This window comes from Arthrobacter sp. E1SS-5 (genome assembly GCF_057073715.1).
The window spans coordinates 2,700,391-2,711,981 of the sequence record NZ_CP172703.1; the positions used below are offsets into that span (position 1 = coordinate 2,700,391).

Sequence of the window (11,591 nt, forward strand, 5' to 3'; positions counted from 1 at the left end):
CCCTACGAGAGGAACACATGAAGCTCACGCTTGCCCAAGGACCTGCAGGGACGGAAATTGCCGGGCTCGGCCATGCCCAGCCGGCACGCATCATGGACAACCATGAGCTCGAAGGCATGATGGACACGAGCGATGAGTGGATCCGCCAACGGACCGGCATCGTCACCAGGCACATCGCCGGCGAGGGCGAAACCGTGGTGGACCTCGCGATTCCCGCCGCCCGGATGGCGCTGGCCGATTCGGGAGTCACTGCGCAGGACATTGACCTGGTGGTGGTGGCCACGACGACGGCGGCCGAGCGGTCCCCGAATACTGCGGGCCGGGTGGCCCAGGCGCTCTGCCTGGGCAGGGACGGCCGGGGACCCGCGATCATGGACGTCAACACAGCCTGCTCCGGGTTCGAGTACGCCCTGGGCGTGGCGGACCAGGCCATTCGCTGCGGAAGCGCGTCCCACGCAATCGTGGTCGGCGCGGAGACCCTCTCAGCCGTGACCGACTGGACGGACCGCGCGACGGCGGTGCTGACCGCCGACGGTGCCGGCGCCGCCGTCGTGCGCCCCTCCGACACTGCCCGCATCGGTCCAGTGGTTTGGGGCTCGGAGGGCGGCATGGCTGACGCTGTCACCATCTCCCCGCCCTCGGGCCGCTTTTCACAAAACGGCCGTGAAGTGCTGCGCTGGGCCCTCACCAGGGCCCCGGAACGCGCCCGCGAAACCGTAGCCCGCGCCGGGCTGGAGCTGGACGACATCCAGGTCCTCGCCGCCCACCAGGCCAACCTGCGCATCATCGAACCGCTCGCGGAAGCCCTGGGCCTGACGGACAGGATCGTCATCACCGACGTGACGGAGTCGGGGAACACCTCCGCCGCCAGCGTGCCGCTGGGGTTGAGCAAATGGTGGCACGCCGGGAAGATCCCGGCGGACGTTCCCGCGCTGCTGTTTGGATTTGGCGGCGGATTCACGTACGCGGGCATGGTGGCCATGACGCCGCGCGGGCACTAAAACTGTATACGCCCGCGCCGCCCGTGCCCGCCACAGCAGCAGCGGGCACGGAACTGGTCAGGACGCCGGAACGAACTCGCCGTAGCCGGCCGCGCGGAGGCCTTCGCGCAGCTTCTCCGCGTTGGTGTCCAAGACCTCGGGGGCCGGGTTCTGGTCCGCTGAGCCAAAGTCGAAGTCGGCCATGCTGCGCGACGGCCACACGTGGACGTGCAGGTGGTCCACCTCATAGCCTGCCACGATCAGCCCGGCCCGTCGGGCCCCGAAGATGTCCACCTGGACCGCCCCGATGCGTCGCGCCACCTCCATGACCCTGGCAAGGGTTTCCGGCGACGCATCAGTCCAGCGGTCCACTTCCTCGGTGGGAACCACCAGGGTGTGGCCGTCGGCGAGCGGGCCGGTGGTCAGGAACGCGGACACGTCGTCCTCGCGCCAGACGAACCGGCCGGGAATCTCACCCTTCAGGATCTTCGTGAACAGCGTGCTCATGCGTTTGCCTCCTCGGCGGCTGCCGGCAGTGTGCTGGTATCCAGCACGAACCGGTACTTTACGTCTCCAGCGACCATCCGGTCGTAGGCCTCATTCAGCTGTCCGGCGGACACCATCTCGATATCGGCCACCACCCCGTGCTCCGCGCAGAAATCCAGCATCTCCTGGGTTTCGGCGATGCCGCCGATCAGCGATCCCGCGTAGGCGATCCTGCGGCGGATCAGCGAGCCCGGGTTGACCGGTGGCATGGCTTCCGACGGCAGGCCCAGCTGGAACAGGGCGCCATCCACGCGCAGGGTGCGGAAGAACGGGTTCAGGTCGTGCGGGGCGGCAACGGTGTCGATGATGATGTCGATGGTGCGCTCCGCGGCAGCCATCGCGGTTTCGTCCCGGGAGAGGACCACCTCGTCGGCCCCCAACTCCAGCGCAGCGGCAACCTTGGACTCCGAGGTGGTGAAGACCACCACCTTCGCGCCCATTGCCTTGGCCAGCTTGACGGCCATGTGGCCCAGTCCGCCGAGGCCCACCACGCCCACCACGTCGCCTTCTTCGACGTCGAAGTGCCGCAGCGGGGAAAACGTCGTGACGCCCGCGCACAGGAGGGGCGCGGCGGCGGCCGGGTCCAGTGAGTCCGGAACGCGCAGGACATAGCGGCGGTCCACCACGATGGACGAGGAGTAGCCGCCTTGGGTGATGGCGTCGCCGTTCCTGCGGTCCTTCGCACCGTACGTTCCGGTCATTCCCTTTTCGCAGTACTGCTCCAGGCCGTCCAGGCAGCTGTCGCACTCGCGGCAGGAGTCCACCATGCAGCCCACGCCCACCCTGTCGCCCACGGCAAAGTCGGTGACGTCGGACCCGATCCTGCTGACTGTTCCCACGATTTCGTGGCCTGGTACCAGCGGGTAGGTCTGGCCGCCCCATTCGCCCCGGGTCGCGTGCACATCGGAGTGGCAGAGCCCGCAGAAATCGATGCCGATCTCAACGTCGTCCGGTTTGGGCGCGCGCCTCGCCACGGTCAGTGGGACCAATCCGCTGTCTCCGGATACTGCACCGCAGGCCGCGGCAAGGGTGCCGGCTTCCGCTGCGGCACCGGCTTTGGGGGCAGGAACAATGGGTTTGGCAAGGGGCGGTGGTACGGGGCGTCCTGGTGTCATAGTGCGACGCTACCCCCGGCTCCTGCGGAGTTTCCAGCCGGCGACCTGCCCGCCCCGGCATCCGTCCCGCCGGCCGGTTCCGGGCCGACGGCAACCGGCAGTTCCGGGCGGTTGGACCATTCCGAGAAAGAGCCGGGATACAACGCCGCCCGGAACCCGGCAAGTTCCAACGCAGCAACCTCATGGGCTGCAGTGACTCCCGACCCGCAGTAAACCGCCACCGGCGTTCCCTCCTGGACCCCGAGATCCTCAAACCTCCGCCGCAACTCCGCCGCCGGCAGGAACCGCCCGGCGGCATCCACGTTGTCCGTCGTGGGGGCACTAACCGCACCGGGAATGTGGCCGGCGCGCGGATCCACGGGCTCAATCTCGCCCCGGTACCTCTCCCCTGCCCTCGCGTCGAGCAACAGGCCGCTGCGCGCCCAGCCGGCGGCAGCACCGGCGTCGGCCACGGGCATGTGCCCACTGCCCAGCTCCACGTCACCGGGCTTGGGCTGGACCGGGCCCGACTGGAGCGGGAGTCCGGCCGCCCGCCAAGCTGCCAAACCGCCGTCGAGCAGGCTGACATTGGAAAGGCCGGCGTCACGCAGCATCCACCACAGCCTCGCTGCTGCCATGTTGCCGCTGTCATCGTAGCCAACCACCGCGTCGCCGTTCCGGATTCCCCAGCGCCGGGCCGTCTCCTGGAACTGTTCCGGCGTCGGCAGGGGATGCCGCCCGTGGTCCGGAACCGCCGGATCAGAAAGTTCAGTGGCCAGGTCGACGAAGACCGCGCCCGGCAGGTGTTCCGCGAGGTAGTGTTCACGGCCGTGCGGATCACCCAGAGCCCAGCGCACGTCCAGCAGCACCGTCCGGTGCCCGGCGGCAAGCCTGGCCTCGAGTTCCGCTACGTCGATCAACGGCTTCATTGGACTCCCTACGCCTTGTACTGCGAACCACGCTTAAGTACTGCCACTGAGGGCAGTACTGCCAACGGGTCCCACTCTAGACGGATGGCCCGTGGGCCGCGGGTAGGCTTGATTGGTGACGATCGAGGGCAGGGCCGGCAACAGCAGCAACGGAACAGACCGGGAGTGGGCTGACAGCGCCATCCGCACCATCAAAGCGGAGAACAACCGGTCCGCGGACACCCACCTTTACGCGGTGCCGCTGCCGGAGCACTGGGGTATCCAGCTGTACCTCAAGGACGAGTCGACGCACCGTTCCGGCAGCCTCAAGCACCGGCTGGCAAGGTCACTTTTCCTGTTTGGGCTGGTCAATGGCTGGATCCGGCAGGACACCACCATCGTCGAGGCTTCCAGCGGCAGCACTGCGGTGTCGGAAGCGTATTTTGCCCAGCTCCTGGGACTTCCCTTCATCGCCGTCATGGCCCGCACCACCAGCCAGGAAAAAATCGCCCTGATTGAGCAGTTTGGCGGCTCCTGCCTCCTGGTGGAGAACGCATCGGACGTGTATGCCGTGGCAGAAGACGTAGCCGCCACCTGCAACGGGCATTACATGGACCAGTTCACGTACGCGGAGCGGGCCACCGACTGGCGCGGGAACAACAACATTGCCGAATCGATCTTCGGCCAGCTCAGCCAGGAACCGCACCCCGTGCCGGAGTGGGTGGTGGTGGGCGCGGGCACGGGCGGAACCAGCGCCACCATCGGCCGGTACCTGCGCTACCACTCGCATCCCACCAAGCTGCTGGTGGTGGACCCCGAAAACTCCGCGTTTTACCCCGGCTGGCTGGGTGGGGCGGACGGGCAGCCCACCGGCCTGCCGTCGCGGATCGAAGGCATTGGCCGGACCCGGATGGAGCCGAGCTTCATCCCCACCGTTATCGACCGGATGGTCCGGGTACCGGACGCGGCTTCGGTTGCCGCGATGCGGCACCTGGACTCCTACGCGGGCCTGCATGCCGGCCCGTCAACGGGCACCAATCTCTGGGGCGTGTGGGAAACCGTAGCCCAACTTCTGTCCGAAGGCCGGCAGGGCAGCGTCGTTTCGTTGATGTGCGACGGCGGCGACCGGTATGCGGGCACGCACTGGAACCAGGAGTGGCTTGCTTCCCAGGGGTTGGATCCGGCGCCTTACGAAGCGGCAATCGCGCGCTTCCTGGACACCGGGGAATGGACCGGCGCGCCGGGCTAGACTTCCACGGACTCCCGCGGGGCCAGGTGCCGGTACTCCGTGCCGTACTTGGCACCGATCCGCTTGACGTGCCCTTCAACGATGCCCAGGCCGTTGTCATTGAGCAGCCCGTCGTGGATCTGGAACGCGCGCGGCGCCCGCACTCCAATCACGAAGTCCACTACTTCCGCGGACTTGCTCCACGGTGCGTGCAGCGGGACCAGGAGGGTTTGGACCTCCAGACCGTCAGGGATGATGAACGAGTCCCCCGGGTGGTACACGTTGCCGTCCACCAGGAACCCGATGTTGGCCACCATGGGAATCTGGGGGTGGATCAGGGCATGCTGGCCGCCGAAGCTGCGGATGTCGAAGCCGGCAGCCTGGAACGACGATCCCGGTTCCACGGTATGGATCCTGTCCGCTGCGTCCGGAGCTTCCCCGCGCAGCTGGCCGGCGACGCCCTCGGGCGCGTACAGCTCCAGGTCATTATCCCTTTCCAGCGCTTCCACCACCGCCTTGGTGTCAAGGTGGTCTGCGTGTTCGTGGGTTACCAGGACGGCCTGGGCTCCTGCCAGTGCCTCGGCGGATTCGGAGAATGTGCCCGGATCAAGGACCAGGACGCCGCCTTCCTTCTCGAGCCGGATACAGGCATGGGTGTATTTGGTCAGCTTCATAGCGCCAGCCTAGGGTCCGTTCCGGAAGGGTGTCCACGAACGCGGCCGGCAAATCCGGCTGCAGGACGCCGGCTGGTAATCTTGATGTCTGCCCCCCACGGAAGCGAGTTCGTCCATGCCGATCGGCGTCAAGGCTGATTCCGCCGCCCCATCCCCGGCAGGAGGCGGCAAGGAACAGCGCGTTACCAAACAGCGGAAAGCCGTCAGCGCAGCCCTGGACAGCCTCGATGACTTTGTCAGCACGCAGGAGCTGTACCGGATCCTGCAGAACCAGGGCGTCTCCGTTTCACTGGCCACTGCCTACCGGATCCTGCAGTCACTGGCGGACGAAGGCCTGGTGGACGTGCTGCGCAACGGCGACGGTGAGGCTGTGTACCGGCGCTGCGCCGTGACCGGCCACCACCATCACCTGCTGTGCAGGAACTGCGGAAAGGCAGTGGAGGTGGAAGCACCGGCCGTGGAAACGTGGGCGGTGCGCATGGCGGCTGAACACGGGTTTACCGAAGTGGACCACACCGTGGAAATTTTCGGCCTCTGCCCGGACTGCACTGCCCTTAGGGCTGCCGGGAAACTGTAAGGACCCGGCCGTTGATGCCGCGGGCGTCGCGCACAGAGCCGATGATGCGGCACACCACATAAATCAGGAACGACAATGTGGTGACGTACGGGCTGATCGGGATCCGTCCACCCAGCGCCAGCAGGATGCCGCCAACGGTCGCTGTCACGGCGAACACCACGCTCAGGACTACCACCGGTACCGGTGATGACGTGACCCGCAGCGCTGCTGCTGCGGGCGTAATCAGCAGGGCAAGTACCAGCAGGGCCCCCACAACCTGGATGGACAGGGCCACACTGACGCCCAGGACAATCATGAACACGAGCCCCAGCGTGCGGACTGGGACTCCCCTGGCTTCGGCGAGCTCGGGGTCCACGCTGGCGAAGTTCAGCGGGCGCCAGACGGCCACCAGCACAAGCACAACCACGACGGCGGTCCCCGCCAGCGCCTGCAGCTGGACGGTGTCCACGGAGACGATCTGGCCGGTCAGCAGGCCGAATTTGTTTGCGGCACGGCCCTGGTACAGGGATAGGAAGAGGATTCCAAGTCCCAGGCCGAACGGCATGATGACGCCGATGATCGAGTTCTTATCCCTGGCCCGGACCCCCATCAGGCCCAGCAGCAGGGCAGCCGCCACCGATCCGATGAGCGAGCCAAATACCACGTCCGCGCCAACCAGCAGGGCGAAGGCGGCCCCGGCGAAGGAAAGTTCGGAGATGCCGTGGACCGCGAAGGCGAGGTCCCGCTTCATGACGAACGTTCCCACCAGGCCGCCGAGGAGGCCCAAAATGGCCCCTGCCCAGATCGAGTTCTGGACCAGGACCAACAGTTCGCCATAGTTGTCGAAATTGAAGATGGCACCCAAAATGCTGTTGGCGTCCATCAGGCCACCTCCCCTGCCAGCGAGTCTGCGTCGTGGTGGTGGTGGGTGGTGGCGTCCGGCAGGCCGACCACGACGATCCTGCCGTTGGCATGGATTACCTCCACGTGGCTGCCGTAAAGGTCTGAAAGTACTTCCGTGGTCATGACCTCTTCCGGCGCCCCGACCCGGAAACGTCCCCCCGCCAGGTAGAGCACCCGGTCCACGTAGTCGATGATCGGATTGATTTCGTGAGTAACGAAGACGACGGCACTGTCGTGTTCCCGGCTTTGCTGGTGGATCAGGGCACTGACTGCCTGCTGGTGGTGGAGGTCAAGGGACAGCAACGGTTCGTCGCAGAGCAGCACCTTGGGATCCGTCGCCAGCGCCTGTGCCACCCTGAGCCGCTGCTGCTCTCCGCCGGAGAGCTGGCCGACCGGGACTTTGGCGTAGTCAGAGGCTCCCACCAGTTCCAGCAACTCGTCCACCCTGCGGTTGGTTTTGCGGGCTGAAAGCCGGATCCCGAACTTGTGGCCGTCCACCCCGAGGGCCACCAGGTCACGGGCGCGCATAGGGGTATCCGGGGCAAACGACTTCTGCTGGGGAATGTAGCCGATCAGGCTGCTGCCGCGTTCCACCGGATGACCGTCCAGTGTTGCCTGTCCGGACTGCAGCTTTTGCAGGCCCAGCAGGACCTTAAGGAAACTTGTCTTGCCGCTGCCGTTGGGGCCCAGCACGGCGAAAAACTCCCCGGGCCTGATGTCCAGGTCCAGGTCCTCCCAAAGTATGCGCTGGCCGAATGCGAGGCACGCCCCTTTTAGGCTTACGACGGATTTCACCTAGTTTGTCTCCAAAACCTTGCTGATGTTGTTCACATTGTCCGTCATCCACTGCAGGTAGGTCTTGCCCTCAGGCAGGGTCTCAGTGAAATCGACAACCGGAACACCTGCGGATTCGGCCGCCTTTTTCAATGCCTCCGTCTGCGGGCCTTCCGTTTGGGCGTTGTAGGCCAGGAAGCGGACGGACTTCGAGCCAACCAGGTCCGTGGCCTCCTTCAGCACTGCGGGAGGAACGTCGCTGCCCTCTTCGATGGCAGCGGTGTATTGCCCAGGCGTGGCGTTCACCAGTCCCGCCTCTTCCAACAGGTACAGCGGGACAGGTTCCGTGACTGCAACACGGCTGCCCGGCGCGGCCGTCTTCATGGCCTCCACCTTGGACTGAAGCTGCGACAGGGAGGACTTGAAGGAGTCCGCATTGGCAGTAAAGGAGGCAGCCGAGGCAGGATCCAGCGACGCCAACTTACCCGCAATGGCGTCGGCCACTCGCTCCATGGCCGGCAGGCTGTACCAGACATGCTCATTCAGGCCGCCGTGATCGTGTTCGTCGTGGCCGCCGGCTCCCTCTGCGGCTGTTGCCGACGCACCGGCCGTGGCTTCCTCCGGGTGGGCAAGGCCGGAAATCTCGACGGCGGTCAACACGTTTGCGCTGTCAATTTTGCTGCTCTCCACCAGGGTATGGATGAAGTCGTCGTAGCCGCCCCCGTTCTCAATGACCAACTTCGACTTGGACACGGCCAGCCGGTCCTGGGCGTTCGCCTCGTAGGAGTGCGGATCCTGCCCGGCATTGTTGATGATCGAGGTGACCCTGACCCTGTCACCGCCTACGGTCCGTGCGATGTCCCCGTATACGTTCGTTGACGCCACCACGTTGATGCCCTGCGCCGCGTCCGGGGCCTGCGACGGCTGGGGGCTGCATGCGCTGAGCAGGAGCCCGACGCCTGTCAGGGCAGCAAGGAAGGAGCTGGCGGTGGCTGTACGGCGCACGGAAAACCTCAGTTCACACAGAAAGGAAAGGCAACACAGCCAAGCCTATACCTAAATGCGAATGATTCCTATTTAGATTCTGGAACGGGGTCGGGTGGCCCGTGGCCCCTCTGCACAGCGGAGGGGCCACGGGATGTCAGCTCCCGTTCGGCTGTCCCAGCCGGCGGATTCCGGTGGCCTGGGTTGCGTCCCGGATCTCGCCGACGAGCTGTTCGATGACGTCCTCCAGGAAAAGGACACCCCTGGTGTTGCCATCGGGGCCGATGACCCGCGCCAGGTGGGATCCTGTCCGCTGCATGACGGACATGGCCTTTTCGATCTCGTCGCCCAGGGAAAGGTTGGCCAGCGAGCGGATGCGGCTCTCGGCAATCGGCAGCTCGTAGCCCGACTCCGGAATGGACAGCACATCCTTCACGTGGAGGTAGCCGTACAGCATGTCCTCGTCATCCAGCATGGGGAACCGCGAGAAGCCGGTTCTGCTGACGGCCTTCTCAAACTCCACCGGCGTGGTCGAAGCCCCCAGCATGACGAGCTTCTCGAGCGGCACCATGATGTCCTCCGCCGTGTGCTCAGAGAACTCGAGTGCACCGGTGATCAGCCCGGCGTCGTCGTCCACCAGTCCGTGGCGGGTGGACTCCTGCACGATCGACTGCACCTCTTCCAGCGTGAAGGAGGATGTGACCTCGTCCTTGGGCTCGATCCGCATCAGCTTCAGGATGTGGTTGGCGGACCAGTTGAGTGCTGAAATCACAGGGTGGACCAGGCGTGAGATGAACAGCAGTGGCGGGGCCAGGAACAGGGCCGCCTTGTCGGCCACGGACACCGAGATGTTCTTGGGCACCATCTCGCCGAACGTTACGTGCAGGAACGTCACCACCATCAGGGCCACGGCGAAGGCCGCAACGTCGGCCGCTTCCGCCGGCAGGCCCACGGTCTCCATGGGGACAGCCAGCAGGTGGTGGATTGCCGGCTCGGCCACCAGCAGGATCAGCAGCGAACAGACAGTGATCCCCAACTGTGCGCAGGCCAGCATCAGGGAGACGTTTTCCATGGCCCGCAGGGTGGTCTGGGCGCGCTTGGATCCGGTGTCGGCGAGAGGCTCGATCTGGCTGCGGCGCGCTGACATGATGGCGAATTCAGCGGCCACAAAAAAGGCGTTGCCCAGCAGGAGGAACCCCAGCCAGAAAATTCCGGCCCAGTCGCTCATGGCTTGCTCCTGTCATTGGCATCATGCGCAGCCGGTTCCGCCATTGGGTGGAAGCAGATGCGGTCAATCCTGCGGCCGTCCATCCTGGTGACGCTGAGTGTTCCGCCGTTGACGTCCACTGTGTCGCCGACGAGGGCGATCCTGCCCAGTTTGCTCATCACATAGCCGCCCACGGTTTCGTAGGCCGCCTCATCCGGAACACTCAGGCCCGGGATCTGCTCGGACAATTCGTCGGGCCGGAGGAGCCCGGGGAAATACCAGTCGCCGGAGGCGCTTTGCAGGAGTCCCGGGCGGACCTTGTCGTGTTCGTCCGCCACCTCCCCCACGATCTCCTCCACCAGGTCCTCCAGGGTGGCGATTCCGGCGGTTCCGCCGTACTCGTCCAGCACCACAGCCAACTGCAGGTTGCCTTCCCGCAGTTCGGCCAGCAGCGCATCCAGGTGGATGGTCTCCGGAACGCGCAGTACCTCGGTCATGATGGCGCCGGCTTCGAGGTTCTGCCGGCGTTCCCACGGAACGGCAACGGCTTTCTTGACGTGCACCAGGCCGCGGATGTCGTCGGCGGAGTCACCGATGACGGGGAACCGCGAGTACCCGGTCCGGCGTGCCGCGTCCACCACGTCGGACACCGGCTGGTCGGCGTCGATCGTCTCCAGCCGGATGCGCGGCGTCATCACGTCCGCCGCTGTCCGTGAGGAGAAATTCAAGGTTCGGGCAATGAAGTTGGCAGTCCCGGCGTCGAGCGTTCCCATCGCCGCGGACCTGCGGACCAGCGAGGCAAGCTCTGCCGGCGTCCGCGCACCCGAAATCTCCTCTTTGGCTTCCAGCCCAAAGATGTGAAGGATCCGGTTGGAGAAACCGTTGAGGACCAGGATGGCCGGCTTGAAGATCGTGGTGAAGACCAGCTGCGGCCCCGCCAGGGCCCGGCCCACGGGGAAGGCCAGCGCGATCGCCATATTTTTCGGCACCAGCTCACCCAGGAGCATGGACAGCAGCGTCGCCAGGACCATTGCCAGGATGAGTGAGACGGACTGCACCGCCACAGCGGGAAGTCCGACGGCGGCCAGCGGCGCCTCAAGGAGGCGGCCCACGGACGGTTCCATGACGTAACCGGTGAGCAGCGTGGTCAAGGTGATGCCGAGCTGGCAACTGGACAACTGGGTTGACAGCGACTTAAGGCAGGTGAGCAGGGGCACTGCCCCCGTGTCGCCGTCGTCGATTGCGCGCTGGACCGTGGGCTGGTCCAGTGCGATGAGGGAGAATTCGACGGCAACAAAGAACCCTGTGCCGGCGATCAGCAGCAAGCCTGCTGCAAGGAGAAGCCACTCCATTCAGCATCCCGCCCGACGTGCGGAAGCTGCCTCAAGCGTGCTCAATAGGAAGGTTGGGAAGCTGTTACGTCCCGGCGGAGGATGGTCGGCAGATACCGATGCCTGGTCCGTGCGGGTGGCGGCAAGCTGGGCCGTTGGCTGGTGATGGGCGCGTTGTCGGGGTTTGCCGGCTCTGTGGGCGGACTGCGCGGCGCTTCTGTTCACGCTGCGCTGACAGCGCCCAGGCCGGCACCTAGATTTACTGTCCATAAGAATTTCAGTCTACAGGAGCACCCCTCTGCCGGAGGGGCGGCACTGCGGTGGAAAGCGCCCTGCTTCCGGCCTGCGGGAGCCGTTGCGGTGGTGGCCGGGGGTCGCCGGCGGAGCCGGAATGGCCGGTATATTT

12 protein-coding genes are annotated in these 11,591 nt (G+C 65.7%); 3 read left to right on the forward strand and 9 right to left on the reverse strand.

The window, feature by feature from the left end:
- The first annotated feature begins 17 nt into the window (after positions 1–17).
- Positions 18–1,001 (forward strand): beta-ketoacyl-ACP synthase III, encoded by a 984-nt coding sequence (locus ACIGJD_RS12535; protein WP_483686460.1) that lies wholly within the window; start codon positions 18–20, stop codon positions 999–1,001.
- 57 nt (positions 1,002–1,058) lie between these two features.
- Here the strand turns inward: ACIGJD_RS12535 and ACIGJD_RS12540 are convergent, their stop codons facing one another.
- The 3 genes from ACIGJD_RS12540 to ACIGJD_RS12550 are packed head-to-tail and all read right to left on the reverse strand — an operon-like array spanning position 1,059 to position 3,549.
- On the reverse strand, positions 1,059–1,487 hold the full coding sequence (locus ACIGJD_RS12540; RefSeq protein ID WP_483686461.1) for an HIT family protein: 429 nt from the start codon (positions 1,485–1,487) through the stop codon (positions 1,059–1,061).
- Positions 1,484–2,641, reverse strand: a complete 1,158-nt coding sequence (locus tag ACIGJD_RS12545) for an NAD(P)-dependent alcohol dehydrogenase (RefSeq protein WP_483686462.1) — start codon at positions 2,639–2,641, stop codon at positions 1,484–1,486. The genes ACIGJD_RS12540 and ACIGJD_RS12545 overlap by 4 nt, the downstream gene beginning before the upstream one ends.
- A complete protein-coding gene (locus ACIGJD_RS12550; RefSeq protein WP_483686463.1) occupies positions 2,638–3,549 on the reverse strand; it encodes a sulfurtransferase in 912 nt (303 codons plus the stop codon). The genes ACIGJD_RS12545 and ACIGJD_RS12550 overlap by 4 nt, the downstream gene beginning before the upstream one ends.
- A gap of 115 nt (positions 3,550–3,664) precedes the next feature.
- Here ACIGJD_RS12550 and ACIGJD_RS12555 point away from each other — a divergent pair, with 115 nt between their 5' ends.
- A complete protein-coding gene (locus ACIGJD_RS12555; RefSeq protein WP_483686464.1) occupies positions 3,665–4,777 on the forward strand; it encodes a PLP-dependent cysteine synthase family protein in 1,113 nt (370 codons plus the stop codon).
- Here ACIGJD_RS12555 and ACIGJD_RS12560 read toward each other — a convergent pair.
- Positions 4,774–5,430, reverse strand: a complete 657-nt coding sequence (locus ACIGJD_RS12560; RefSeq protein WP_483686465.1) for an MBL fold metallo-hydrolase — start codon at positions 5,428–5,430, stop codon at positions 4,774–4,776. The two genes, ACIGJD_RS12555 and ACIGJD_RS12560, sit on opposite strands and share 4 nt — an antisense overlap.
- 115 nt (positions 5,431–5,545) lie before the next feature.
- Between ACIGJD_RS12560 and ACIGJD_RS12565 the strand changes: the two genes are divergently transcribed.
- A complete protein-coding gene (locus ACIGJD_RS12565; RefSeq protein WP_483686466.1) occupies positions 5,546–6,007 on the forward strand; it encodes a Fur family transcriptional regulator in 462 nt (153 codons plus the stop codon).
- On the opposite strand, the gene ACIGJD_RS12570 is transcribed toward ACIGJD_RS12565, so the two are convergent.
- The 5 genes from ACIGJD_RS12570 to ACIGJD_RS12590 all read right to left on the reverse strand — a co-directional run bounded on the left by ACIGJD_RS12570 (position 5,985) and on the right by ACIGJD_RS12590 (position 11,206).
- Positions 5,985–6,869, reverse strand: a complete 885-nt coding sequence (locus ACIGJD_RS12570) for a metal ABC transporter permease (RefSeq protein ID WP_483686467.1) — start codon at positions 6,867–6,869, stop codon at positions 5,985–5,987. The two genes, ACIGJD_RS12565 and ACIGJD_RS12570, sit on opposite strands and share 23 nt — an antisense overlap.
- Entirely contained in the window at positions 6,869–7,684 is an 816-nt protein-coding gene (locus ACIGJD_RS12575; protein ID WP_483686468.1) for a metal ABC transporter ATP-binding protein, read from the reverse strand. The genes ACIGJD_RS12570 and ACIGJD_RS12575 overlap by 1 nt, the downstream gene beginning before the upstream one ends.
- Positions 7,685–8,668 carry a metal ABC transporter solute-binding protein, Zn/Mn family gene (locus ACIGJD_RS12580; protein WP_483686469.1) on the reverse strand — a complete coding sequence of 328 codons (984 nt, stop codon included), beginning with the start codon at positions 8,666–8,668 and terminating at the stop codon, positions 7,685–7,687.
- Positions 8,669–8,804: 136 nt separating this feature from the next.
- Positions 8,805–9,875 carry a hemolysin family protein gene (locus ACIGJD_RS12585; protein WP_483686470.1) on the reverse strand — a complete coding sequence of 357 codons (1,071 nt, stop codon included), beginning with the start codon at positions 9,873–9,875 and terminating at the stop codon, positions 8,805–8,807.
- The gene (locus ACIGJD_RS12590; RefSeq protein ID WP_483686471.1) at positions 9,872–11,206 is read right to left on the reverse strand and encodes a hemolysin family protein; all 1,335 of its coding nucleotides are present in this window, start codon (positions 11,204–11,206) and stop codon (positions 9,872–9,874) included. Before ACIGJD_RS12590 ends, ACIGJD_RS12585 begins: the two co-directional genes overlap by 4 nt.
- Positions 11,207–11,591 lie beyond the last annotated feature (385 nt).